This is a genomic window from Corynebacterium sp. HMSC062A03, from assembly GCF_001811145.1.
Taxonomy (GTDB): domain Bacteria; phylum Actinomycetota; class Actinomycetes; order Mycobacteriales; family Mycobacteriaceae; genus Corynebacterium; species Corynebacterium aurimucosum.
On record NZ_KV803652.1, the window covers coordinates 118,089 to 142,764 of the forward strand.

The window sequence follows — 24,676 nt, forward strand, 5'->3', positions numbered from 1 at the left end:
TAGAGCCATGCACCGGTTGTGTGGCTAGCGGGCGCCGCTGGCCTCTAGGTTCTCGTAGAGCTCCATGACGTCCTCATGACCCTCTGATGTGGCAATTTTGATGTCGTCGGTGCTGATCTCGCCGGCGCGTAGGCTGGCCATCTCCTGGTGGTAGCGGAAGACCACGGCAATGGTGGCAGCCACCGGCACAGCCAGGAAGGCGCCGATGATGCCGGCCAAGGCGGAGCCGACAGTAACGGAGAGCAGCACCATGGCGGCGTGCAGGCCCATGGCCTTGGATTGCAGCATCGGCTGGAGGACGTTGCCCTCCACCTGCTGGACGATGATGATGAGAGCCAAGGCGAGCAAGGCCTTCGTCAGCCCATCGGAGACCAGCGCGATGATGACGGCCAAAGCGCCCGCAGTGACAGCGCCAATGACCGGGATGAAGCTGGCGAAGAACGTAACTACGCCGATGACAAGGGCCAGCGGTACCTGGAGAACCCAGAGGCCGAGGCCGATGAGGATGCCGTCGACGGCCGCGACGGCTGCTTGCGCCTGAATGAAGCCAGATAACGTGTTCCACACGCGAGTCAGCAGCTCGGTGGCGTGCCAGCCGGCGGAGTAGCCGGTGTAGGTGCGCAGCCACGGCAGGAATTTATCGCCGTCCTTGAGGATGAAGAAGGCTACGAAGAGCATGATGGCGAGCGCCATGGCGATGGAGCTGGCCATCGATACACCGGAAATCACCCCGGTGGCGATGTTGGAAGCTTGGCCCTTGATGAAGGTCATGGCGTCATCGAGGACTTCCTGGACTTTCGCGGCATCAATATCGAAAGGTAGGTCCTTGGCCATATCGACGAGCTTGTTCAAGCCGCCTTCAGCCTGATTGACCAAGGACGCGCCCTGAGAGGAGACGACCGGGGCCATCGCCGCGAAGACGCCGCCGATGATGGCCAAAAAGCCCAGCAGCGTGGTGATGGAGGCCAGCGCGCGGGGGAATTTGTGCGCGCGCAACCAGTTGGTCACGGGGAAGAGCACCGTGCACACCAAAATGGCCAGGATGACCGGCAGCAGGCCCACCCAGATGAACTTCAGCAGGTAGCCGGCCAGGCCGACGCCCGCCACCACGATGATGAAGATCAAGCACACCTTGGCCAAGGAGATGGCATCGCGCCCGAGGACGCGAGACTTGTCATCGGTCTTCGACACCGGGAGGGTAGCTTCTTCATTAATGGGCTCCGCGGCGGCAGAAGCCGCCGCGTCAGAGGCCGTGGAGGACGTGCCCGAGCGGGCACCGTCATCATTGTTGTTTGTCATGCGCTCCATCTTCTCATATGAGCGCAGAAAACGAACTATGCGCGGATGCTGCTTACCTGGCGGATGATGCCGAAGCGGTGCATCGTTACCGAGACTGCCTGCTCGAGGAGGAAGGGCAGAAGCTCGCGGCGGCCATCAGCCAGCACTGGCTGATCCAAGACCACGGAGTTGGATTCCACCGCCGCCTCAAAGACGCCCGGCTCGACAGAGCCCACTGCACGCACGCGGCCGGACTCTAGACGAGCGACCTCCCGGGCGAAGGCATCCACAGACACGCTGTCAACCTTAAAGCCCAGACCACGCAGCTCCGCGGCCTTTTCCGGGGCGGCGCTGAAGCGCACCGGGGAGTCGGTGCGGGTGGCGGCGAGGGCGAGACGGGAGACGTCGCGAAGCTCGGCATCGGAACCAATGCGTACCTGCAGCGGCGTGAGCACTGGGCAGTAGCGGAAGACGTTGGCCTCGCTGACCAGACCTGCGCGGTCGTGCTGGCGGCCAAACTCCTGCTGCCAAGCCAACTCGTCGAGCTCTGCTGCGCGCCACAGCCAAGCGGTATCCTCCTCCGAGAAGCCCAGCTCGCCGAAGGCACGCAGCTGGGCCGCCACCGGCTGGGAGATATCCACGTCGAAGGGGCGCAGCGGCCCCTCGGACCAGGTGCCGAACTGGGCCACGTAGTTCGGGCCACCGGCCTTGGCGCCCGGGCCCATGACGGACTGCTTCCAGCCGCCGAAGGACTGCCGCTGCACAATCGCGCCGGTAATGCCGCGGTTGACGTAGGCGTTGCCCACTTCGACGCGCTCGAGCCAGTAGTCGATCTCCTCATTATCCAGCGTGTGGATGCCGCCGGTCAGGCCATAACCGGTGGAGTTCTGCCACTCGATGGCCTCCTCCAGGGTCTCCGCATGCATGATGCCGAGCACTGGGCCGAAGCACTCGTTGACGTGGAACCAGGAACCGGGGCGCACGTTATCGCGGATACCCGGCGACCACAGGGTGCCTTCCTCGTTGAGCTTCTCCGGCTTCACCAGCCACTTTTCACCCGGCTCCAGCTGGGTCAGGCCGCGCAGCAGCTTCTCGCTGGGGGCTTCGGCGAGACCGTTCATCGTTGTGGTGATTTCGTAGCCGGGGCCAGGGATGAGGGTCTTGACGGCGTCGACAAGCTGGGAGCGCAGGCGCTGCGACTCGCCGGCCGCACCGACGAAGATAACCAGGGAGGACGCCGAGCACTTCTGTCCAGAGTGGCCGAAGGCGGAGAGGTAGAGGTCCTGGATGGCCAGGTCCGGGTCCGCGGACGGGGTGATGATGAGCGCGTTCTTGCCGGAGGTCTCCGCCATGATGTTGAGCTCCGGCTTCCAGGAGCGGAAGAGCTTGCCGGTATCGGAGGCACCGGTGAGGATGACGGCGTCGACGTCGGCGTGGGAGATCAGCGCGCGGCCGGCGTCGCCCTCGTCGGTGAAGACGAGCTGGACCAGATCCGGGTCGAGGCCCTGTGCCTCGAGGCCGGCGCGGAAGGCTTCCACGACGAGCTTCGCGCAGTGCACGACCTGCGGCGCGGGCTTGATGATGACGGCGGAACCCGCAGCGAGAGCCGCCGCAATGCCGCCGGTGGGGATGGCCACCGGGAAGTTCCACGGCGGGGTCACCACGGTCACGCGGTAGGGCGTGAACTCGGCGGCGTAGCTCTCCAGCAGGCGTGCGGACTGGGCATAGTAGGTGCAGAAGTCGATGGCCTCGGAGATTTCCGGGTCAGTCTGCGTGACGGTCTTGTTGGCCTCGTAGGCGGCGACGGAGATGAACTCGCCGCGGCGGTTGGCCAGCTCATCGGCCACGGCCTCGAGCGCGCGGGCGCGGTCCTCGGCAGGGCGCGCACCCCACTCGGCACCGAGCTCGGCGGCGCGGGCCACGTGCTTGTCGACGACCCCAGTCTCCGTCACTTCCTCCACCCCGTGCTCACCCGGGTCGGTGGCCAGAGCCTTAAGCGCCCACTCGCGGTTGGCTTCCAGAGCTGGGTCGGTGTCCGGCTCGTTAGCGAAGCGCCCGGTGCGCGGTGCCTGGCGGCCGGCTGCCTGCTCGGCCTCCTCCAAGCGGTTCTGGGTGCGGCGCGGGCCGGCGAAGGTATCCCAGCGCTGCTCGACGGCCTCGCGGAAGACCTCCTCTTGGTCCTTCAGCGCCTGCTCCTCCGGGGCGAAGAGAGCGTAGAGGAAGTTTTGCGGTGCAGAGTTCTCCTCCAAACGGCGCACCAGGTAGGAGACCGCGACATCGAAGTCCTCCATGTGCACCACCGGGGTGTAGAGGATTTGGCGGCCCTCGAAGGCCTTGCGTACCGCGGTCTGCTGGGCCGGGGACATGCCCTGGAGCATCTCGGAATCCATCATGCGCATAACGCCGCGCTTGGTGCCCAGCTTGTAGGCAAAGGCCGCGGTGTAGAGGTTGTGTGTGGCCACGCCGATGCGCACGCAGTCGGCGAACTCGGGGCGCAGGATGTAATCGAGCAGGCGGTAGTAGTTGGCGTCCACCTCATCCTTGGTGGCATAGGGCGCTGCCGGCCAGCCGTGGATTTCACCCTGGACGTGCTCCATGGACAGGTTCGCGCCTTTGACGATGCGAATCTTGATGTGGGAGCCGCCCTCGGCCACGCGCTGTTTGGCGAACTCGGCGAGGTGGGCCAGGGCGTCGAAGGTATCCGGCAGGTAGGCCTGCAAGACGATGCCGGCCTCGAGGTTGGTGAACTCCGGCTCGCTGAGCAGCTCGGTGAACAGGCGCACCGTGAGGTGGAGGTCGTGGTATTCCTCCATGTCGAGGTTGATGAAGACTTTATCGGGGCGGCGCGCGGCGGCCTCATAGAGCGGGCGCAGGCGCTCCTTGAGGCGGACCAGGGAGCCCTCGATATCCCACGGGTTGAGCTGGGCCACCATGGAGGAGGCCTTGACGGAGACGTAGGTCACGCGCGGGTTCTTGATGAGCTTGAGGGTGCGCTCGGCGCGGGAGCGCGCCTCGTCGTCGCCCAGTACGGCCTCACCGAGGAGGTTGAGGTTGAGCTGCTCGCCGGACTCGGCAGCCTTGTCCAGGGTCTTGTTCAGGGCATCGCTCTCGGCGTCGAGGACCAGGTGGCCCACCATCTGGCGCATGCGCATGCGTGCCAGCGGCATGACCAGGTTGGGCAGGATGGGCCCGAAGAACCCACCCAGGCCTACGAGGGAACCGTTGATGAGGCCGAGGAAGGAGGCGTCATAGGTGGTGGTGACGGACTTCAGTGCGTGGGCGGCTACCTTGTCATCTTCGGGGCGCATGACGCGGTCGACGAAGTCCATGGTGAAGGCTACTCCGTCCGGGTTGCGCAATAAGTCTGCGAGTTGTTCTGTGGCCGGGTCCTGCTCGTCGGCGGTAGAGGCGAGCCAGGAGTGGGCTTGGGCCGCGGCGGCGTCGATCAGCGCGGCGTCGATGTCGGTGGATTCGGGCACGGGGGTGTGAGCGTTTGTCATGGGGATTCCTTCTGTGTTGGTGGTGGATAGGACAGGTGGCTAAGCCGGGTGGACCGGCGGGCGGTCACCAGCACGACGGGTGCGCAGCACAGGAGAAATCATCGAATCCGTGTCCCTTTTTTCACTGGGTACTTCAAGCGCGACGGTGAGGGTCTGAAGGATGTGTCGCGTCGAATGTGCGGACAGTATATGAAATCCTTATCACTCATTCCAGAACGGGGGCGGCTATGTCACGTTTGGCTAGCCCCGTTTCCTGAGAGCTGTGAGTTGCATGACATTTCCGGTTGGTGGGGTGCTGTTGAGCTGGGGAAATGGAGGGGCGAAAAAGAAAGTTGAGTCAGATGGGAACAACTTTGCCATTGGTTCCGTTGTGTAGGTTGAGTGACCAACGCTCAGGTTTGGATGACTTTGAGTGTTGCTTCTGTTAGAGTCGCTGACTGGACGCGGCAGAAGTTGAGTCGCGCATTATCAACTTAAGAACAAACCCAACCAAGCAAGGAGAAAAGATCATGGGACGCGCAGTAGGAATTGACCTCGGTACCACCAACTCGGTCGTATCCGTACTGGAAGGTGGCGAAGCCACCGTTATCGCTAACTCCGAGGGCTCTCGCACCACCCCGTCCGTCGTGGCTTTCGCTAAGAACGGCGAAATCCTCGTCGGCCAGTCCGCGAAGAACCAGGCGGTCACCAATGTTGACCGCACCATCCGCTCCGTCAAGCGCCACATCGGCACCGACTGGACCATCGATATCGATGACAAGAAGTACACCCCGCAGGAGATTTCGGCCCGCACGCTCATGAAGCTGAAGCGCGACGCCGAGGCTTACCTGGGTGAGGACGTTACCGACGCCGTTATTACCGTCCCGGCTTACTTCGAGGACTCCCAGCGTCAGGCCACCAAGGAGGCCGGCCAGATTGCAGGCCTCAACGTCCTGCGCATCGTGAACGAGCCGACTGCCGCCGCGCTTGCTTACGGTCTGGAGAAGGGTGAGCAGGAGCAGACCATCCTGGTCTTCGACCTGGGTGGTGGTACCTTCGACGTCTCCCTGCTGGAGATCGGTGACGGCGTGGTCGAGGTTATGGCTACCGCTGGTGATAACGCGTTGGGTGGCGATGACTGGGATCAGCGCATCGTCGACTGGCTCGTAGATAAGTTCAAGGCTTCCCAGGGCGTTGACCTGACCAAGGATAAGCGCGCTGTCCAGCGTCTGCGTGAGGCTGCTGAGAAGGCCAAGATTGAGCTGTCCTCCTCCCAGTCCGCCAACATCAACCTGCCGTACATCACGGTGGACTCTGAGAAGAACCCGCTCTTCCTGGATGAGACCCTGTCTCGCACCGAGTTCCAGAAGATCACCCAGGACCTGCTGGACCGCACCAAGACCCCGTTCAACCAGGTCATCAAGGATGCTGGCCTGTCCCTGTCCGAGGTTGACCACGTGGTGCTCGTCGGTGGTTCCACCCGTATGCCGGCCGTGTCCGACCTGGTCAAGGAAATGACCGGCAAGGACCCGAACAAGGGCGTTAACCCGGATGAGGTCGTGGCAGTCGGCGCTGCTCTGCAGGCAGGTGTGCTGCGCGGTGAGGTCAAGGACGTGCTGCTTCTCGACGTCACCCCGCTCTCCCTCGGCATCGAGACCAAGGGTGGCGTGATGACCAAGCTCATCGAGCGCAACACCACCATCCCGACCAAGAAGTCGGAGACCTTCACCACGGCTGATGACAACCAGCCTTCCGTGCAGATTCAGGTCTACCAGGGCGAGCGCGAGATGGCTTCCGCCAACAAGCTGCTCGGTTCCTTCGAGCTCGGTGGCATTGCTCCGGCACCGCGCGGTGTACCGCAGATTGAGGTCACCTTCGACATCGACGCCAACGGCATCGTCTCCGTCTCCGCTAAGGACAAGGCCACCGGCAAGGAAAACACCATCAAGATTCAGGATGGTTCCGGCCTCTCCCAGGAGGAGATCGACCGCATGGTCAAGGACGCCGAGGCACACGCCGAAGAGGACAAGAAGCGCCGCGAGGAGCAGGAGACCCGCAACCAGGCGGAATCCACCTCCTACCAGACCCGCAAGTTCATGGACGAGAACTCCGACAAGCTGCCGGAGGACCTCAAGACCCGCGTGACTGAGGCCGCCGATGCCGTCGATGAGGCGCTGAAGGGCGATGACATTGAGGCAATTAAGTCGGCCGTCGAGAAGCTTGGCACCGAGTCCCAGGAGCTGGGCAAGGCTCTGTACGAGGCCCAGGCTGCGGAGGCAGGCGCCGAGGGTGCCGCTGCTGGCGAGACCGCTGGTGACCCCAACGTCGTCGACGCCGAGGTTGTCGACGAGGACGACGAGAACAAGGAGAAGTAAACCATGACCTCCCCTCAGGACCCGGGCAACCCGGCCAACACCGACCCCGAGGCAACCTCCGCTGAGGCTGCGGAGGCTGCCGCCGCAGAGGCTGCTTCGGCCGACGGCGCCGTGGATGAGGCTGCTGAGGCACAGGCTGATGCTGCCACCGCGGGCACCGCTGAGGCAGAGGCTGCGGTTGAGGATGCCGCTCACGACATCGCTGATGAGGACGCCAGCGCTGAGAACTCCCTGGAGGCTCAGCTGGCTGAGCGCACCGAGGATCTGCAGCGTCTCAACGCGGAGTACACCAACTACCGCCGTCGCACTGAGCGTGACCGTCAGGCCGTGATCGAGACCACCAAGGCCAAGGTCCTGGCAGATTTCCTGCCTATCCTTGATGACCTGGAGCTCGCACGCCAACACGGAGACCTCAACGAGGGGCCGCTCAAGGCCATTGCGGACAAGCTCACGGGCGTGCTGACTACTAACCAGCTGACCCCCTTCGGCGCCGAGGGCGATGCCTTCGACCCCGAGGTGCACGAAGCAGTCCAGGACCTCTCGACTGGTGACGAGCAGGTCATCGGCACGGTCTTGCGCCGTGGCTACACGGTGGGCGAGCGCGTCGTGCGCACCGCCATGGTGATTATCGCCGACCCTGCCGAGTCAGCCGATACCGCTGATAGTCCGGATAGCTCGGATAGCGCAGAATAGGTATCGCAGGTGGCGTCAGGGCTCAGTGTTCCTTGGCGCCACTCTTCTTTTCACTACTTAATTAGCATTTTTACTTAGCAAAAAATCTTAAAACCTAACCGTTTATCGACTCTCCTGAAAGGAGGAGATGCCCAGTGAACGCTAAGCCAGAATGGGCAGACAAGGATTATTACGCGGATCTGGGGGTCTCCTCGTCCGCAACCGCCGAAGAGATTAAGCAGGCTTATCGCAAGCTGGCCCGCCAGAACCACCCCGACGCCAACCCGGATAACCCCGCGGCGGCGGAAAAATTCAAGCAGGTGGCGGAGGCCTATGATGTGCTCTCTGATAAAGCTACCCGCAAGGACTATGACGAGTTCAAGGCCATGATGCGCGGCGGTGGCTTTGGACGGAGAGGAGGCGCCGGGTTTCCCGGCGGGTTTCGATCCACGCACATGGGTGGACCGGGTGCGCAAGAATTCGACCTCTCCGACATCTTCGGAGGATCCGCTCGAGGAGCGTCTCAAGGCGGCGGTCTTGGGGATATCTTCGGTAGCGTTTTCAACCGCGGCGGTGGTGCTGGCCACACAGCTCGGCCGTCGCGGGGGGCCGACGTCGAAACGCAAATAACCCTCGACTTCCGCGAGGCAGCGAAGGGAACCACCATTCCCTTGCAGCTCAGTGGCGAAGCTCCCTGCACCACGTGCCACGGTTCCGGCTCGAAGAGCGGAAAGCTGACGACGTGCTCGACGTGCGACGGCACCGGTTTTACCTCTGAGCAGCGCGGTACCTTCGGCTTCTCGGCGCCGTGCGCTGACTGCGATGGCACTGGCCAGCGGGCCGAGGACCCGTGCCCGGATTGCTCCGGTTCCGGAACGGTGCATCGCACCCGCTCGATTACGGTGCGTATCCCCGCTGGAGTGATTGATGGCCAGAAGGTGCGCCTCGCTGGTCAGGGTGAAGCTGGTCCGAACGGCACGCCTTCCGGTGACCTCTTTGTGGCGGTCACGGTAAAGCCTGACAAGGTATTCACCAGGGAAGGCGATGATCTGCACGTCACCGTCCCGGTGTCCTTTGCGGAGCTGGCTTTGGGAGACACCATTACGGTGCCGACCCTCGATTCGCCCGTGCGCGTGAAGGTGCCGGCGGGCACACCCGATGGCCGCACGTTGCGCGTGAAGGGCCGCGGCGTGGCCAAGCGCGGGGGCAAGGCCGGTGACCTCATGGTGACCGTGCAGGTCACCGTGCCCTCCACGTTGGATGCGGCGGCCTCCTCGGCGCTGCGCAGCTACGCGCAAGCGGAGAAGGAATCCGGCTTCGATCCGCGTGCCGGTTGGGCCGGTAATACGGTAGCGCGCTAAAGGAGGTGTGAGATGAGCAAGGACAGAACAAGCCGAAGTGATGCGGCGCAGCCCAAGGCGATGTATGTCATCTCCGTGGCTGCAGAACTGTCCGGCATGCATGCTCAAACCCTGCGCACGTATGACCGGATGGGGCTGGTTTCCCCAGCCCGCACCTCCGGGGGCGGGCGCCGTTATTCCGAAAGCGACATTGAGCTCTTGCGGAAGATTCAGGCGCTCTCGCAGGACGATGGCGTGAATCTGGCCGGTATTAAATCCATCATCGAGCTGACTGCGGAGCGTGACCGCCTCGCCGCCGAGCGCGATGAACTGCAGGCAGAAGTTGAGCGCCTGCGCAGCCAGGCCCGCCCATCGCGCGGTGAGCTGGTCCATGTGCCGCGTTCGACCTCCGTGGTGATGTGGACGCCGCGACGTAATCGACGCCGCGACAGCTAGAAGTTTCCCCCTCCTTCGCGGAGGGGGTTCTTCCGTTTTGGGCCCATCTACAGCCCGCTCAGCCGGAAACTCTGCGCTCGTTGCTTAACACGTGCCCTTGTTGCCAAAGTTCTTGTTCAAAATTGCTCTGGACCGTGAAACTTTGGCAACGAGGGCAGTTTGGGTAGCAACTTTCCTGGGGAGGATAGCTTTCGAAAACGTGAGTTTTGCAAAACTTAACACTACACTCGCACTCAACGTTGTGCGACCTATCACATTCCTAGGTGAATGTGTCTGAGACACCTTAGGTGAAGGCCTGACGGAGACCTATAAGACGACAAGAAAGGTGCGATGACCATGACTTTGTATGCGAACCCAGGAACCCCTGATGCCATCGTGAACTTCCGTGAGCGCTATGACAACTACATCGGCGGCGAGTGGGTACCACCGGTTGATGGTGAGTACATGGACAACATCACCCCGGTTACCGGAGAGGTTTTCTGCCAGGTCGCACGCGGCAAGGAAGCAGACATTAATCTGGCCATCGACGCCGCAGAGAAGGCCTTCGAAACCTTCGGTAAGAGCACCCCGGCCGAGCGTGCGCTCCTGTTGCACCGCATTGCGGATCGCATCGAGGAGAACCTGGAAAAGATCGCCGTCGCGGAAACCTGGGAGAACGGCAAGGCCGTGCGTGAGACCCTCGCTGCTGATATCCCGCTGGCCGTCGATCACTTCCGCTACTTCGCCGGCGCGATTCGTGCTCAGGAGGGCCGCCTGTCCCAGATTGACCAGGACACCGTGGCGTACCATTTCCACGAGCCGCTGGGTGTGGTGGGGCAGATCATCCCGTGGAACTTCCCGCTGCTCATGGCGGCGTGGAAGATTGCCCCAGCGCTGGCCGCGGGCAACACCATTGTGATGAAGCCGGCTGAGCAAACACCGGCCTCCATCCTGCTGCTCATTGAAATTATTGAGGACCTCCTGCCGAAGGGCGTGCTCAACATCGTCAACGGTGTCGGTGAGGAAGCGGGCGTGGCTCTGTCTACCTCGGATCGCATTGCCAAGATTGCCTTCACTGGCTCCACCCCGGTGGGCAAGATTATCAACAAGGCCGCTGCAGACAAGGTCATTCCTGTCACGCTGGAGCTCGGCGGCAAGTCGCCGTCCATCTTCTTCGCGGACATCATGGACAAGGACGATGCCTACCTGGAGAAGTGCGTCGAAGGCTTCGTCATGTTCGCGCTCAACCAGGGTGAGGTCTGCACCTGCCCATCGCGCGCTCTCATCCACGAGGACATCGCGGACAAGTTCCTAGAGCTGGCCATGGAGCGCGTGAAGAAGATCAAGATCGGCCACCCGCTCGACACCGAAACGATGATGGGCGCGCAGGCTTCCCGGGAGCAGATGGACAAGATCATCGAATACCTCGAGATCGGCCCGAAGGAAGGTGCGGAGACCCTCATCGGTGGCCATGTGAACAAGGTGGAGGGCCTAGAGAACGGCTACTACATTGAGCCGACCGTCTTCCGTGGCACCAATGACATGCGCATCTTCCGCGAGGAAATCTTCGGCCCGGTGCTCTCCGTGGCCACGTTCAAGGACTTCGAGGAAGCCATCCAGATTGCTAACGACACCAACTTCGGCCTGGGTGCCGGCGTGTGGTCGCGCCACCAGAACATCTGTTACCGCGCCGGGCGCGAAATCCAGGCCGGCCGCGTGTGGGTCAACCACTATCACGTGTACCCCGCGCACAGCGCCTTCGGCGGATACAAGGAGTCCGGCATCGGCCGCGAGAACCACCTCATGATGCTCGCTCACTACCAGGAGACGAAGAACATGCTGGTGTCCTACTCCGAGGAGCAGGCTGGTCTCTTCTAAAAGCGTTGCGCGATGATGCCCAGACCCCGCAGAAATGCGAGGTCTTTCCAATAGGAACCATGATCCCCCGGCAGGCCGTTCGCGTCGGGCAGAGGGGCGGCGCCAAAAGCAGGGGAGGAGGGATCAGGGCCGTGGATTCCGCCGCGCGGTCCGGTGGCAATCGCGATGGGGTCCTCGGTATTCCGCGCGCTCCACACCCGGCCGTGCAGCTGCGAGGCACTAGCCACGGAAGCGCCCGGGCTGCCGACGAGCACGATGTCATCCGCAACATAGTCCTGCTGCGCCGCCTTGCCCACCACCACAGAGCCATAGGAGTAGCCCAGGAGGATATGCTGCGCGTGCGGAAAGCGCTGCCGCAAAGCGCGCTGGAAGCGGCCCAGCTCAGCAGCCCCGCGGCGCGCCGGGTCTTCGTGTGCAGCGCGGGGCAGCGAGGCCGGGGCGGAATAACCAATCCACGCCACCGTGGGCCCATTGGTGGCGCGCGCGATGGCGCGGGCGCGCTCCACGGCGGTGGGCCAGCTCGCTGTCTCGGAAGAACCTACCCCACCCACAAAGGTGCTTACCTGGGCGGCGTGGGTCCCGATGCCTTCGGGGTCCACGAGTGCCACCAACCGCCCGGGGCCGGCCTCCAGCACGGTGATATCCGGGTTAGCCGCGGCCAGGGAACGAACCTCCTCGCTAGCCATGGTCAGCTGGACCTGGTGCAGCTCAGTGAGAGTCAGGTCGCTGAAATCCTCCAAGCGGCTCGGTGGCTGGGCCATCTCCGGGGTGCATAAGGCGTTTAATTGGCGGGCGCAGGCCCAATCGAGGACGTCGGCCAACGCATCTAACTGCCCAAGCGCCACGCTGGCGGGCTCGGCAAATGCAGGGATCGCGGCGAGCTGCAGGGCGCGTGCGCGCAGCTGTTCAATTCTCTCCTGTAGGGGCGCATAGAGGCTCAGGATCTGCGCGGCCAGGCGCATCTGTTGCGCGGGTTCTAATAGCGTGTCGGTGGCGCGCTGCAATGCGTGCCGTGCGGCATCGGCAGCAGCTCCGGATAGCGCTAGGCCTGCCCAACGATGGTGTGAGTCAGTGACATAAAGTTCGAGTTCAGAAGCAGAATTTACCATCCAGTCAGCCTCCGCACGTAGTTCTTCCGCCGCGCTCATTCGCTTCCCTCCAGTCGTAAGGAAAGCTCAGAATCAAGACTCTGGGTCACACCCACGAAGCGCTCCAGCTCTCCTAGGCGCGCCCGTCGATCTCCTTCGCTGGCTCTTCGCACCTCCTCCCACCGCGCGCCGAGAAGAGCTAGCGCGCGAGCCGTACGGGGAGGCTCTTTCAAAGAAGGCGTGGCGGCGGGCGAGACGTGGCCGAAGAGGGAACGGATCTGCTGAAGGGCAGCATGGTCGATGTCGAGGTGGTTCATAGCATCGAGAGTGCGCTAACTGTCCAATCGCCGTAAAGAGCAGCAACCGCGAATCCACGAAATCTGTGGATAACTAGTCCGGGCTCGTCTACCGTGGGCCGCATGAAGGTAGCAGCAGTTCAATTGACCAGTACCGGAAACGTCGAGGAGAACCTCGTAGTAGCGCTCGACAAGATCCGGGAAGCCGCGGCCAACGGCGCGCAGCTCATCGTCCTGCCGGAAGCTACCACCCAGAGCTTCGACTCCGGGCGCCTCGACACACACGCAGAAGGGCTTGATGGCCCCACCGCCACTGCCGTGCGCGCGCTGGCAGAAGAACTCGGCGTGTATGTGGTGCTGGGAATGTTTGCCCCAGCGGATACCGTCCAGCGTGGGGAGAAGACCATTAATCGTGTGGCCAACGTTGCGCTCATCGCCGGGCCTGGTGTTCTCGGCGGCTACGAAAAAATCCACACTTACGATGCTTTCAAGTACAAGGAATCCGATACCGTCCGGCCGGGCGAGTCACTCGTTGCCTTCGATGCCGGTGACCTCACCGTGGGTGTCGCCACCTGCTATGACATCCGCTTCCCTGAACAATTCAAGGAGCTCGCCCGCCAGGGTGCTCAGCTCATCGTCGTGCCCACCAGCTGGGCAGATGGCCCGGGCAAGCTGGAGCAATGGCGCCTACTCAGCGCGGCGCGCGCGCTTGATTCCACGACCTATATTTTGGCCGCAGGGCAAGCGCGCCCCGGTGGTAAGGCTAAGGCGGGGCAGACTTCCGGGCCCACCGGCATTGGGCACTCCGTTCTCGTGGCGCCGGATGGCACACGTCTTGCCGAAGCCAGCTATGAGCCGGAAATCCTCTACGGCGAGGTGGAGCCAGACTCCGTGGCGAAGGTCCGCGAATCCCTCCCCGTCCTAGACGCCTAAGCCCCGATTGCACGCCTAAGCTCCGTTTGTACGCCTAGGCGCTCAGCGCGCCTAGGCCCACTGGGATTTCTTCCACGCCGCCCAGGCTTCCCAGTCATCGCCCCAGCCGTCGAGCTCCGCGGCGGAGGCCGCCCACTCGTGGCCACGCTGCCAGCTATCCATGGTGATAGCCTTTTCCGCGACGCCACCCGCGAGCAAGGCCGCGCGCGCTAATTCCACGCGGTCGGCCGGACCGATGAGTACAAAGCGGCGGTCAGTCCCTTCGGCGAGCACCGGTTCCATCGGCTCCTTGGCCACCACAGGCTTAAACCCGTGGGCAGCCGGCTGCGCCCCCAGCAACCACGGGTCCTGTCCCTCCCGCACGATGTGGCGCAGCTTCAGCTCCGGAAGCAAGGCCTGCAGGTTAGCCTGAAATTCCGTGTCATAGTGCTCGCCCGGCGAAGGTGCTACAGCATAGACCTGGAGACCGGAGGGGAGGGTGTTCTCTAGGGCGTCGAGAAGCAGCGCCCGGGCACCCGCCCATCCCGTACCGAAGGAAATGAGGGTGGTTCCGGAATCGAGTTGCGGCGGCTCACCGGCGGGCATGCCCAACGTCCACCAATCACCCGGCTGCGCCTTGGCCAGCATGGAGGAAGCCTCACCGGCCAGCGCGAGGTGGAATATCAGTTGCCCGGAATCACCAGCAGGCGCTGCCGGGGTCAACGGACGCCAGGTTCCCGGCGTGAGCTGCGAGGTCACCGGCACGTGCTGGCCCGCGCGGTAGTCCAGCGCCATACCGGACTCCAACCGGACCACAGCGGTGTTCCGGTTGGGCTTTTCCACCGCCACCACCTGGGCGCTATGAGCGGGAGGAAGACCGGCGACATCCGCCTCCTGTGCGGCGGTACGCATGATGGAGCACACCTGGGAAATGGTGCGCGTGGCGACGTCATGCTGGTACGGCGTGAGCCCCAGAACCCCCAGCCCGTGAACAAGTGATGCCTCAAATTTCGGATAGACCTCAGGCGGGAAACCGAGGCGGCGATGATCACGGCCCATGCGTACCAGGCGCTGGGCCACATCCCCCTGTACCTCATCGCCCTCTACATTCTCCAGCACCCACGCCAGCGCCGGGGCCATGGAAGGGTGCGTGTCTTTCATCGACAGAGCAAAGACCTGGCGGGACTCGGCCACGGTGGCGAAAAAGTGCCCGTGTACTGCGTCGCGATAGTCTTCCGCGTGCTTGCGTAGGTGCTCACCCAGTTCCCTCATGCCCGCCCATCCTAGCCCCTGGGGGTAGAGCCACATCACCCTCGGGTTATATGCCAGGGGTGGAAAAGCGGGAAGGGGGTTGTAGTGTAATCAACGGTTCATTTCCCGAAAGAGGGTGAGTCTCGTCTCAAGGACGCCGCCGAGTGCGGCATGGAAGGAAGTTTTCGCATGGAAGAATTCTCTGCGTTCACAATCATGACCGACGTGGGCTGGATTTCTTTGCTCATGGTTATCGGCAACGTTCTGCGCCACCAGATCAAGTTCGTGTTCCAGGACTTGCTCTTGCCTGCCCCCATCACGGCAGGCCTACTCGGCTTGCTCTTAGGCCCTAATGTCTTGGGCTGGATCGGTTTCTCCGACAACCTCGGCGATTACACCTCACTGCTCATCGCTGTGGTCTTCGCCTCCATGGCCTTCTCCATGGAGATGGGCGGCAATATGGGCAAGGGGGCCCGCAACATGTGGGGCTATTCCACCATGATGTTCACCGGCCAGTGGGGCCTGTTCATCGTTTTGGGTCTTCTCCTGTTCAAGCCAACCTTTGATACCCCAGACTGGTTCGGCATGATGCTGCCCGTTGGCTTCACGGGTGGCTTCGGTACCGCGGCGGCTGTCGGTAGTGCCTTGGAAGGTGTGGGTGCTGAGGCGGCGTCCTCCTTGGGCTTTACCTCCGCCACCGTGGGTACGCTGGCCGCCATCATTGGCGGTATCGTCGCCGGTAACTGGGGCATCCGTAAGGGCAAGGTTTCGTACGTGCCGAAGAAGCTTCCGGAGGAACTGCGCCGCGGCTACATCTCGCGCCTGGAGGATCGTCCTTCCCTGGGCCGTGCCACGACGAACCCCTCTGCCATCGAGCCCATCACCCTGCACGTTGGCTTTATTGCTTTGACCGTGATGACCGCTTATGGCATCAACAAGGGAATCTCCTCCATCTGGGAGAATGTTTCTATCCCGCTGTTCGCCATGTCCATGGTGGTGGGCCTGCTCTTCCGTGCGGTGATGAACATGGTGGGCGCCAAGGACTACCTGGATAAGGACACGGTGAGCTCGGTGTCCGGTGCGGCAACCGACTACCTCATTGCCTTCGGCGTGGCGGCCATCGTCCCGGCTGCCGTCGCGGCCTACTGGAAGGCTCTTCTCCTGCTCTTCGTTCTGGGCACCATCTACTGCATCTTCTTCCTCATGTGGTTTCCTGCCGAGTTCTTCGGCGAGCGCTGGATTGAGCGCGGCATCTTTGGCTGGGGCTGGGCGACGGCTACCGTGGCCACCGGTATTGCGGTCCTCAAGATCGTCGATCCGAAGCTCAAGTCCGGCACCCTGTCGGAGTACGGCATGGCCTACATTGGCTTCGGCCCCTTCGAGATTTCCTGGACCATCATCGCGCCGCTGGCCGTTATGTACGGCTTTACCGCCGGCTTCGGCTGGATCTCCCTGGGCATCGCGGTGGTTATCTACCTCGTCTTCAAGTTCACGGGAATGATGCCGCCGCGCGGCACCATCTTCAAGGAAGGCATCGGACACGTCGGCTCAGAGAAGTAGACGCTGACCTTTCCCGCGTGAAACCCCAGGCCACGGCCTGGGGGTTTCTTCGTTCACAGGGTGGCCCGCATTACGGGAGTCAGTGCCTAGTGAACACATTGCTCTTTAACCAAGAATGGGGATAAAATTCAGGAAGTTGTTAGCGTAGCGCTCTCCCATTCTTTCTTTTTATTCTTTCGTCGGCAGCGCAATCTTAGGAATCCATATGCATATTCTTTATGAAGGCTCACCTCGTGAGGTCATCCTCGAGTCTGCGCTTCATATCGGAGCAGCCGAGGGCGATGAGGCTATTACCGTGGAATCCGTGGCCAAGCTGGCGGAGCTTCCCGTCGCTGAGGTACGCGCGGAATTTCCTGATCGCGAGGCAATCGTGCACGCGCTTCCTGATTACGTAACTGAGCGGAAAGTTAAGTTCCTCGAGGAAACGCTCGACGCTGCTCCTGGTTACGCCGATCTTTTTACTAAGCTGACCACTTTTACTGAGGCCTACTACGAGTACGCCGAACGTGAGCCGGAGCTGTTCCGCTACCTCTTTGAGAAGAAGGCCTATGTCTCCGAGGATGAATGGCGTGCTCTTTTGCAGGGAAACTTATCCCACAATCGCACCTTGGACCTGATCTATGAAAACATCTCGCTCATCGCGGCCGAGGAGAAACTTAAGGTAGGAAGCGATGTGTGCTTTCAAACGGTAGCGCGGCTGAGCGTGGCCACCTTGGCTACCGTCCACGGTATGGCGCACCTGAGTGTTTTGGGTGTGCTGCGGCACCAGCACTCGGTGGTGCGACGCTTTAACCTCCGTGAGGTATGTAAAGCACTCATTGGAACCCTGTTCAAGGCTGCAGAGTTCTTGGAGATGCCGGATGTGCGTAGCCCGATGCAGGAGTACCGCGCGTTGCTCGCCGGGTTTGTTCCGGACCGCGATATTTCGTTGGACATCTCCGCGATTGAGGACGTGCAGGAACTTTCCACAGAGCGGGCACGCATGGCTGTTAAGGAACGTGCCATCCAGCTGGCAGCGCGGGAAGGGCTGCAGTACGTGACCATTGAGAACGTGGCCGAGTATTTCGGTGTCTCCGATGTTTTCGTTGCTTCGCTGGTGGACAATGACTTCGTGTTGCGTGAATCCGTTGAGCGGGAAACCGACTGCGAGCTTGAAGCCCACAGTCTCTACCTGCTGGAGCGGCTGCCGGAGGGTGCATCGGCCGTCGACAAGCTCCTGTGCGTTGCGGTGGCCTATTTCCACTATGCGGTGACCTTCCCCGAACGCTATAGCGCCTGCATTGCTGCTGCCTCCGGCTCCGTGGTGCCGTTGAGTGAGGACGGTGAGGAGCAAACCCAGATGGGTGAGTCCTTCGCGCTGCTGATGCAGTTTGCCCGTGAGGCGCTGCGAGAGGCCGGCTATGCGCCGGAGGACCGCTTGGTTTACATCAAGAACCTCACCCTGTGGGCCGGTGCTGACGGCATGTGCCACTTGGCGTCGATGGGTGAGTTTCGAGATATCGACCTCGAACAGAAGTGGTCCCTCTATTACTTTGTCACGGCCGTGGTTCTCGCGTCCTTTTCCTACGACCTTCCAGAGGAGCAACCACAAGCCTCTCAGTCGGCTTAAGCATTTACCGCACCGGTCCCTCCGCACCGTTGCACCCAGCAGGGCGGTGGGGCTGGTTTTCTTATGCCTATGGCCTGCCAAGCGGGCAGAAGAAAAACTTGAGTGAAGCCCTATCAACCCGGTCGGGGGTGGTTGGTTTAAAAAACTTCTAGTTGAGTGGAACAGACTCAAGTTCTGTAGCGTTATAGACAGTGAAGCTTCCTTCCCTGCTGTAGCCGCAGGGAAGTTTGAATAAACGCTAGAAACGGAGAAACACAACAATGAGTTCTTTTAACCCCACCACTAAAACTCAGGAGGCCCTGCAGCAAGCACTGCAGACGGCTTCCGCCAACGGTAACCCGGACATCCGCCCGGCACACCTCTTAGCAGCCATCCTTGAGCAGAAGGACGGCATTGCCGCCCCAGTGCTCAAGGCCACCGGTGTGGATCCGGAGACGGTGCTCAAGGAGGCACGCCAGCTTATCGGCGCCCTCCCGAAGGCCGAGGGCGCCAACATGGCGAACCCGAACTTTAACCGTGACGCCCTCAACGTCCTCACCCGCGCCCAGGAGCTGGCCGGCGAGCTTGGTGATGAGTACGTCTCCACCGAGGTTTTGCTTGCAGCTATTGCGGGCTCGAAGACGGATGCCGCGGAGCTGCTGACCTCCCGGGGTGCCACTTACGACGCGCTCAAGGGCGCTTTCCCCTCCGTGCGTGGTGCAGCCAAGGTGACCTCGGAGAACCCCGAGGAGCAGTTCCAGGCTCTGGAGAAGTACGCCACGGACCTCACCGCCCGTGCCCGCGAAGGCAAGATTGACCCGGTCATCGGCCGTGATCAGGAGATCCGCCGCGTGGTCCAGGTTCTTAGCCGCCGCACGAAGAATAACCCGGTGCTCATCGGTGAGCCCGGTGTGGGTAAGACCGCCATCGTGGAGGGCTTGGCCCGCCGTATCGTGGCGGGTGACGTACCGGAATCCCTCAAGGGCAAGACGCTGCTGAGCCTGGACCTTGGCTCCATGGTCGCCGGCGCGAAGTACCGCGGCGAGTTCGAGGAGCGCCTCAAGGCCGTGCTCGATGAGATCAAGGCTTCCGATGGACAGATCATCACCTTCATCGATGAGCTGCACACCATCGTGGGCGCCGGTGCCACCGGTGAGGGTTCCATGGATGCCGGCAACATGATTAAGCCCATGCTGGCCCGCGGCGAGCTGCGCCTGGTCGGTGCCACCACCCTCGATGAATACCGCAAGTACATCGAGAAGGACGCCGCCCTGGAGCGCCGCTTCCAGCAGGTCTACGCCGCTGAGCCCTCCGTGGAGGACACCATCGGTATCCTCCGTGGCCTCAAGGAGCGCTACGAGGTGCACCACGGTGTGCGTATCCAGGACTCGGCCTTGGTCTCTGCCGCTGAGCTCTCGCACCGTTACATCACCAACCGCTTCCTGCCGGATAAGGCCATCGACTTGGTCGATGAGGCAGGCTCTCGCCTGCGCATGGAGATTGACTCCTCCCCGCAGGAGATTGATGAGCTGGAGCGCATCGTGCGCCGCCTCGAGATTGAGGAGCTGGCTCTGAAGAAGGAATCGGACGCCGCCTCGAAGGACCGCCTGACTGCCCTTCAGCAGGAACTGGCGGATGAGCGCGAGAAGCTTGGTGAGCTCAAGGCCCGCTGGGCCAATGAGAAGAAGGCCATCGATGATGTGCAGACCATCAAGGAACAACTGGAGGATCTGCGCCGCCAGGCAGAGATTGCGGAGCGCGATGGTGACCTAGCACTGGCCTCCGAGATCAACTACGGCAAGATGCCGCCGCTGGAGAAGGACCTGGCTGCCGCCGAGGAGAAGGCTCAGCAGCAGCACAACACCATGCTCAGCGAGGAGGTTACTCCGGATACCATCGCGGAGGTTGTCTCCGCCTGGACCGGCATCCCGGCCGGCAAGATGCTGCAGGGAGAGACCGAGAAGCTGCTCAACATGGAATCCGTGCTGGGACAGCGCGTGGTGGGCCAGAAGGAGGCCGTCACCGCGGTCTCTGATGCCGTCCGCCGCGCGCGTGCCGGTGTGGCTGACCCGAATCGCCCGACCGGTTCCTTCCTCTTCCTGGGCCCGACCGGCGTGGGTAAGACGGAGCTGGCGAAGGCTTTGGCGGACTTCCTCTTTGACGATGAATCCGCCATGGTCCGCATCGATATGTCCGAGTTCGGTGAGAAGCACTCCGTCGCTCGCCTCGTCGGTGCCCCTCCGGGATACGTGGGCTATGACGCCGGTGGCCAGCTCACGGAGGCGGTGCGTCGCCGTCCGTACACGCTGGTGCTTTTCGACGAAGTCGAGAAGGCCCACCCGGATGTCTTCGACGTGCTGCTCCAGGTGCTCGATGAAGGCCGCCTGACCGATGGCCAGGGCCGCACCGTGGACTTCCGTAACACGGTCATCATCCTGACCTCGAACCTGGGTGCCGGCGGCACCAAGGAGGAGGTCATGGAGGCGGTCAAGCGCAGCTTCAAGCCGGAGTTTATCAACCGTCTTGATGATGTCGTGATGTTTGAGCCGCTGACTTCGGATCTGCTCTCCGGCATCGTGGACATCCAGCTCAAGGGCTTGGCCGAGCGCCTGTCCGGCCGCCGCCTGACGCTGCAGGTCTCCGACGCGGCCAAGCTGTGGCTGGCGGAGCGCGGTTATGACCCGGCCTATGGTGCCCGCCCGTTGCGCCGCCTGATTCAGCAGGCCATCGGTGACCAGCTGGCCAAGAAGTTGCTGGCCGGTGACATCGTGGACGGCGATACCGTGCACGTTGACGTCGCCGACGGTGGCGAGCGCCTGGAGCTAGCTGCCCGCACCGCCTAAGGCACCGACTAAACCGGTGAGCGCGATGAGCGCTCACCGCGCTCACCGCGTTCATCGGTCGCCACTCTTCGCTCATGCCCCTATGATCTAGGGACATGAGCATTTTGATCTCCCCTCACGAGTTGAGTGAGAAGATTTACCGCGGTGATAAGACGACCATCCTCGCTTCCCTCTGGGCACCAGGGGAAGGCGAGGCCTTCAATCAGTTTTCCTCCCTCCACATTCCGACTGCCCAGTACGCCGACGCCGCTTCAGCCTTCGTGGGCCTGCCCGGCTCCAAGGTAGGGCGCAACCCACTCCCGCAGACCGAGAAGATTCAAGAGTGGATCGACCTCTGGGGTCTAGAGGAGGACAGCGAAGTCGTTGTCTACGACGAAGGCCGCGGACTCTTCGCTGGCCGTGCGTGGTGGACGCTGCGCTGGGCGGGCATCCACAACGTCCGCATCCTCGACGGCGGCCTGTCCAACTGGCGTGCCCAGTCCCTGCCCACCCTTACCGGCCCGGGTAACTTGGGCATGCCCTCGGACTTTGAAGTGACCACGGGGTCGATGCCCACGGCCACCATCGATGAGGTCAAGGAGCATAAGGGCCTGCTTCTCGACGTTCGCACGCGCAACCGCTTCGCCGGCCGCCGCGAGAACCTCGACTTGAAGGCCGGCCACATCCCGGGTGCAGTCAACCTTCCGGAGCGCCTCTTTCACACGCAGGACGTCACCGTGTGGAAGTCCAAGGAAGAAATCCTCGAAATCCTTGAGCAGCACGGCGTGACCAAGGAAAACGTGGACGGCGCCATCATCTACTCCGGCTCCGGTAACCACTCCGCGCTTACCATCGCCGTGCTGGAACACGTGGGCTTTACCGGCTTGCGCCACTTCGTGGGTGGATGGTCGCAGTGGTCAGCCAACCCGAAGAATCCGGTGGAGCGTGGCGACCGCGAGCACGTCTAGAATCCGCGCGTGACCAGCGCGTCAGCGCAGATCGAGCGCGCTGGGCGATTAGAGTCAGGCAGTGATGCCTTTCGTACTCTTATCCCTCGCCGCCGTTGCGCTCGTGGCTGGTCTCATCGTGCTCTGGTTGGATCACCGCCAGCGCGCCGCGCTCTCCGCCGACGAAACCACCACAGCGGCCGATACCGCTGCGCCTGAACTCACCCCTGACTCCCCCTCAGAGCCCGCGCTCGCCGAGGAACCCGCGCTCGCCGAGGAACCTGAGCCTGCTCCAGAGCCCGACATCATTACCGAGCCGGAGCCAGACCCCGTGGCTGAGCCAGACCCCGTGGCTGAGCCGGCAACCGAGCCAACTGCGGATGCCGCTGAAGAACCGGCCGCCGCTGAGCCCAGTGAGGAACCGGCCGCCGAACCGCAGGCTGCCGCACCCAGCTTTGCGGAGCGCGCAGAGCGCGCCAAGTACCTCGTGCCGGGCAGTGCCCGCCGTGAGCGCAAGGCCTTTGGCCAGCAGCGCGGCTGGGAATACCTCAAGCATGATTCCTACCTGGCGGATGAGTGGACCCGCGGCGCTGCCGCCCGCGGCCACGAACCCCGCGACATCGTCGCCGGAACTGTCCGGGGGCACGAGACGCTGCTCTTCGATATGGGTGCTATCCCCGTCATGGCTATGCGCACCGGCGCGGCCTCCGATATCGTGGTGGATTTCCGCCGAGCAGGCGAGGAGATCGAAAACCTCTCCGAGGATCTGTTGTACGTGCGTGAGGAGGAAGGTTTCGAGGTTTTCTCCTCCGATGCTGGCGTGGGCCAGCGCTTCATCGATACCCGAGTGAGTACGGCGTTGAATCATCTACCCGCCGCGGTGACTGCCGTGTGGCTGGAAGGGGAGTGGGTGCTGGCCCAAACTACCCGGCAGGCCCGCAGCGCTGAGTGGGAAGAGCTGCTCGAACCGCTGTCGCTGCTCGCCGATGCTGCTCGCGTTCTTCCACCGCGCTCCGAAGCCGCTCAGGTCCTGCGCGTCGATGAGCTGGACCCCAGCCGCGACATCCCGGAACCTCCGCAGCCGGAACCCACCGGGCCCACGGCGGTTCCGGACCGCGATGATTCCCTCGACGCCCCCACCATCCAGCGCCCCACCGAGCCGGTGGTCATGCCGAGCCGCACCACCAGCGAGGCCCGCGGCACCATTGACCACTCCAGCCTGGGTGCGGATGAAGTCGACGCGATTGCCGATGGCCACGAGCGCCCCACCCACGAAAACAATCAGGCCCGCCTGCCGCGCCGCTTCGATGGCGGCTCCTCCATCTTCGACTAGACCCGCCAGCCTGCCGCCGCGGCGAGGCGCCGCAGCCAGGTGTCACAGCCGAGCACCAGCACTAGTCGCGGGCAACCGTGCGGGAAGAGGGTAAACTACAGAGCGGATTTTTCACGGCCGAACAGCCACAGACTTTAAGGAGCGAGCGATGAGCCTGGATCAGCAGAAGAAGCAACGCCTAGCAGAACTGGTGAAGGAGCTGGCCGTCGTCCACGGCAAGGTCACGCTGTCCTCTGGCAAGGAGGCTGACTACTACGTGGACCTGCGCCGCGCCACCCTGCAACACGAGGCCTCGCGCCTTATCGGCTCGCTGCTGCGTGAGCTCACCGCTGACTGGGATTATGCTGCCGCCGGTGGCCTGACCATGGGCGCGGACCCGGTCGCGCTGTCCATCATGCATGCCGATGGCCGCGATATCGACGCCTTTGTTGTTCGCAAGGAAGCCAAGAAGCACGGCATGCAGCGTCAGATTGAGGGCTTCAACGTCGAGGGCCAGAAGGTGCTCGTTGTCGAGGACACCACCACGACCGGCAACTCGCCGCTGACCGCCGTGAAGGCTCTTCGTAAGGCAGGCGCCGAGGTCGTCGGAGTGGCCACCGTGGTGGACCGCAACACCGATGCCGGCGCAGCCATTGCCGCCGAGGGCCTGGAATACCGCTACCTGCTGGGCCTTGAGGATCTTGACCTTGCCTAAGCCCGAGGAAGAGGCGGCAGCCAAAGGCCCCACCGAGTGGAACGAGGGCCGCCACGGTGTTGGCCCGTGGGAAGGCCCGCTGCCCGAAGGCCCCGAAGCGGAGAAATACGATCCCGAACTGCTCGCGGAGGGGGATCGCCGCAATGTCGTCGATGCCTACCGTTACTGGACACGCGAGGCGATCCGGGAGGATATCGATAAGCGCCGGCATGCGCTGCACATCGCCATCGAGAACTTCGAAAACGATTCCAACATCGGCACCGTGGTGCGCACTGCCAACGCCTTTGCCGTCGACACCGTCCACATTGTGGGACGCCGCCGCTGGAACCGGCGCGGCGCCATGGTCACCGACAGGTACCAGCACCTCATGCACCACGCGGATGTTACTGAGCTGATGGCCTGGGCGGCGGACCAGGAACTGACCGTCGTGGCCATCGATAACACCCCCGGGTGTGTCCCCCTAGAAACCGCTGAGCTGCCTGAGCGCTGTCTGCTCCTCTTCGGACAGGAAGGCCCAGGCGTCAGCCCGGAAGCCCAGGACGCAGCAGTAATGACCTGCTCAATCGCGCAATTTGGTTCTACTCGCTCCATCAACGCGGGCGTGGCCGCAGGCATTGCCATGCATGCATGGATTCGGCAGCACGCCGATTTATCAAAAGCTTGGTGAGATCCCGCGCACTGTGTTTACATCTAGGTAACGAATTCACATTGTGAGAATGATGAGACAA

Annotated in this window: 18 protein-coding genes; 13 read left to right on the forward strand and 5 right to left on the reverse strand. The window is 62.7% G+C overall.

Going from position 1 to position 24,676, the window contains the following annotated elements; all coding sequences use genetic code 11:
- Positions 1-24: 24 nt before the first annotated feature.
- Both HMPREF2781_RS04415 and HMPREF2781_RS04420 read right to left on the reverse strand, forming a co-directional pair.
- Entirely contained in the window at positions 25-1,299 is a 1,275-nt protein-coding gene (locus HMPREF2781_RS04415; RefSeq protein ID WP_210386000.1) for an AI-2E family transporter, read from the reverse strand.
- A gap of 35 nt (positions 1,300-1,334) precedes the next feature.
- Entirely contained in the window at positions 1,335-4,778 is a 3,444-nt protein-coding gene (locus HMPREF2781_RS04420; RefSeq protein WP_070644538.1) for a bifunctional proline dehydrogenase/L-glutamate gamma-semialdehyde dehydrogenase, read from the reverse strand.
- Positions 4,779-5,287: 509 nt separating this feature from the next.
- Here HMPREF2781_RS04420 and dnaK point away from each other — a divergent pair.
- The 5 genes from dnaK to HMPREF2781_RS04445 all read left to right on the forward strand — a co-directional run bounded on the left by dnaK (position 5,288) and on the right by HMPREF2781_RS04445 (position 11,457).
- Positions 5,288-7,132: a molecular chaperone DnaK gene (gene dnaK, locus HMPREF2781_RS04425; RefSeq protein ID WP_070448082.1), complete on the forward strand. Its 1,845-nt coding sequence runs from the start codon at positions 5,288-5,290 to the stop codon at positions 7,130-7,132.
- 3 nt (positions 7,133-7,135) lie between these two features.
- Entirely contained in the window at positions 7,136-7,825 is a 690-nt protein-coding gene (gene grpE / locus HMPREF2781_RS04430; RefSeq protein WP_070644539.1) for a nucleotide exchange factor GrpE, read from the forward strand.
- A gap of 134 nt (positions 7,826-7,959) precedes the next feature.
- Positions 7,960-9,165 carry a molecular chaperone DnaJ gene (dnaJ, locus tag HMPREF2781_RS04435; RefSeq protein WP_070644540.1) on the forward strand — a complete coding sequence of 402 codons (1,206 nt, stop codon included), beginning with the start codon at positions 7,960-7,962 and terminating at the stop codon, positions 9,163-9,165.
- Positions 9,166-9,177: 12 nt separating this feature from the next.
- Positions 9,178-9,600: a heat shock protein transcriptional repressor HspR gene (locus tag HMPREF2781_RS04440; RefSeq protein ID WP_070448076.1), complete on the forward strand. Its 423-nt coding sequence runs from the start codon at positions 9,178-9,180 to the stop codon at positions 9,598-9,600.
- A 336-nt stretch (positions 9,601-9,936) separates the two neighbouring features.
- Positions 9,937-11,457, forward strand: a complete 1,521-nt coding sequence (locus HMPREF2781_RS04445; protein WP_070644555.1) for an acetaldehyde dehydrogenase ExaC — start codon at positions 9,937-9,939, stop codon at positions 11,455-11,457.
- Here HMPREF2781_RS04445 and HMPREF2781_RS04450 read toward each other — a convergent pair.
- Positions 11,454-12,605, reverse strand: coding sequence for an alpha/beta hydrolase (locus tag HMPREF2781_RS04450; protein ID WP_070644541.1), 1,152 nt, complete (start codon positions 12,603-12,605; stop codon positions 11,454-11,456). The two genes, HMPREF2781_RS04445 and HMPREF2781_RS04450, sit on opposite strands and share 4 nt — an antisense overlap.
- Positions 12,602-12,862 carry a hypothetical protein gene (locus HMPREF2781_RS12390; RefSeq protein ID WP_070448072.1) on the reverse strand — a complete coding sequence of 87 codons (261 nt, stop codon included), beginning with the start codon at positions 12,860-12,862 and terminating at the stop codon, positions 12,602-12,604. Before HMPREF2781_RS12390 ends, HMPREF2781_RS04450 begins: the two co-directional genes overlap by 4 nt.
- 102 nt (positions 12,863-12,964) lie before the next feature.
- Here HMPREF2781_RS12390 and HMPREF2781_RS04455 point away from each other — a divergent pair, with 102 nt between their 5' ends.
- The gene (locus tag HMPREF2781_RS04455; protein WP_070644542.1) at positions 12,965-13,774 is read left to right on the forward strand and encodes a carbon-nitrogen hydrolase family protein; all 810 of its coding nucleotides are present in this window, start codon (positions 12,965-12,967) and stop codon (positions 13,772-13,774) included.
- Positions 13,775-13,825: 51 nt separating this feature from the next.
- Here HMPREF2781_RS04455 and HMPREF2781_RS04460 read toward each other — a convergent pair whose 3' ends face one another.
- Positions 13,826-15,025: an FAD-binding oxidoreductase gene (locus HMPREF2781_RS04460; protein WP_070644543.1), complete on the reverse strand. Its 1,200-nt coding sequence runs from the start codon at positions 15,023-15,025 to the stop codon at positions 13,826-13,828.
- 168 nt (positions 15,026-15,193) lie between these two features.
- On the opposite strand from HMPREF2781_RS04460, the gene HMPREF2781_RS04465 reads away from it, so the two are divergent.
- The 7 genes from HMPREF2781_RS04465 (at position 15,194) to HMPREF2781_RS04495 (ending at position 24,615) form a co-directional block, all read left to right on the forward strand.
- Positions 15,194-16,564: a sodium/glutamate symporter gene (locus tag HMPREF2781_RS04465; RefSeq protein WP_070644544.1), complete on the forward strand. Its 1,371-nt coding sequence runs from the start codon at positions 15,194-15,196 to the stop codon at positions 16,562-16,564.
- Between the two features lie 205 nt (positions 16,565-16,769).
- Complete coding sequence (locus HMPREF2781_RS04470) at positions 16,770-18,173, forward strand: TetR/AcrR family transcriptional regulator (protein WP_070644545.1); 1,404 nt, start codon at positions 16,770-16,772, stop codon at positions 18,171-18,173.
- 260 nt (positions 18,174-18,433) lie between these two features.
- Positions 18,434-20,995 carry an ATP-dependent chaperone ClpB gene (gene clpB / locus HMPREF2781_RS04475; RefSeq protein ID WP_070644546.1) on the forward strand — a complete coding sequence of 854 codons (2,562 nt, stop codon included), beginning with the start codon at positions 18,434-18,436 and terminating at the stop codon, positions 20,993-20,995.
- A 95-nt stretch (positions 20,996-21,090) separates the two neighbouring features.
- Complete coding sequence (locus HMPREF2781_RS04480; protein WP_070644547.1) at positions 21,091-21,942, forward strand: sulfurtransferase; 852 nt, start codon at positions 21,091-21,093, stop codon at positions 21,940-21,942.
- A 64-nt stretch (positions 21,943-22,006) separates the two neighbouring features.
- A complete protein-coding gene (locus HMPREF2781_RS04485) occupies positions 22,007-23,254 on the forward strand; it encodes a type III secretion system chaperone family protein (protein WP_070644548.1) in 1,248 nt (415 codons plus the stop codon).
- 148 nt (positions 23,255-23,402) lie between these two features.
- Positions 23,403-23,948, forward strand: a complete 546-nt coding sequence (gene pyrE / locus HMPREF2781_RS04490; RefSeq protein ID WP_010188690.1) for an orotate phosphoribosyltransferase — start codon at positions 23,403-23,405, stop codon at positions 23,946-23,948.
- Positions 23,935-24,615, forward strand: a complete 681-nt coding sequence (locus tag HMPREF2781_RS04495) for a TrmH family RNA methyltransferase (protein WP_371325751.1) — start codon at positions 23,935-23,937, stop codon at positions 24,613-24,615. The genes pyrE and HMPREF2781_RS04495 overlap by 14 nt, the downstream gene beginning before the upstream one ends.
- Positions 24,616-24,676 lie beyond the last annotated feature (61 nt).

Bases quoted from the DNA above. Each gene is read 5' to 3' on its own strand.
- HMPREF2781_RS04415 (WP_210386000.1), bottom strand. From the start codon at position 1,299: ATGACAAACAACAATGATGACGGTGCCCGCTCGGGCACGTCCTCCACG.
- HMPREF2781_RS04420 (WP_070644538.1), bottom strand. From the start codon at position 4,778: ATGACAAACGCTCACACCCCCGTGCCCGAATCCACCGACATCGACGCC.
- dnaK (WP_070448082.1), top strand. From the start codon at position 5,288: ATGGGACGCGCAGTAGGAATTGACCTCGGTACCACCAACTCGGTCGTA.
- grpE (WP_070644539.1), top strand. From the start codon at position 7,136: ATGACCTCCCCTCAGGACCCGGGCAACCCGGCCAACACCGACCCCGAG.
- HMPREF2781_RS04440 (WP_070448076.1), top strand. From the start codon at position 9,178: ATGAGCAAGGACAGAACAAGCCGAAGTGATGCGGCGCAGCCCAAGGCG.
- HMPREF2781_RS04445 (WP_070644555.1), top strand. From the start codon at position 9,937: ATGACTTTGTATGCGAACCCAGGAACCCCTGATGCCATCGTGAACTTC.
- HMPREF2781_RS04450 (WP_070644541.1), bottom strand. From the start codon at position 12,605: ATGAGCGCGGCGGAAGAACTACGTGCGGAGGCTGACTGGATGGTAAAT.
- HMPREF2781_RS12390 (WP_070448072.1), bottom strand. From the start codon at position 12,862: ATGAACCACCTCGACATCGACCATGCTGCCCTTCAGCAGATCCGTTCC.
- HMPREF2781_RS04455 (WP_070644542.1), top strand. From the start codon at position 12,965: ATGAAGGTAGCAGCAGTTCAATTGACCAGTACCGGAAACGTCGAGGAG.
- HMPREF2781_RS04460 (WP_070644543.1), bottom strand. From the start codon at position 15,025: ATGAGGGAACTGGGTGAGCACCTACGCAAGCACGCGGAAGACTATCGC.
- HMPREF2781_RS04465 (WP_070644544.1), top strand. From the start codon at position 15,194: ATGGAAGAATTCTCTGCGTTCACAATCATGACCGACGTGGGCTGGATT.
- HMPREF2781_RS04470 (WP_070644545.1), top strand. From the start codon at position 16,770: ATGCATATTCTTTATGAAGGCTCACCTCGTGAGGTCATCCTCGAGTCT.
- clpB (WP_070644546.1), top strand. From the start codon at position 18,434: ATGAGTTCTTTTAACCCCACCACTAAAACTCAGGAGGCCCTGCAGCAA.
- HMPREF2781_RS04480 (WP_070644547.1), top strand. From the start codon at position 21,091: ATGAGCATTTTGATCTCCCCTCACGAGTTGAGTGAGAAGATTTACCGC.
- HMPREF2781_RS04485 (WP_070644548.1), top strand. From the start codon at position 22,007: ATGCCTTTCGTACTCTTATCCCTCGCCGCCGTTGCGCTCGTGGCTGGT.
- pyrE (WP_010188690.1), top strand. From the start codon at position 23,403: ATGAGCCTGGATCAGCAGAAGAAGCAACGCCTAGCAGAACTGGTGAAG.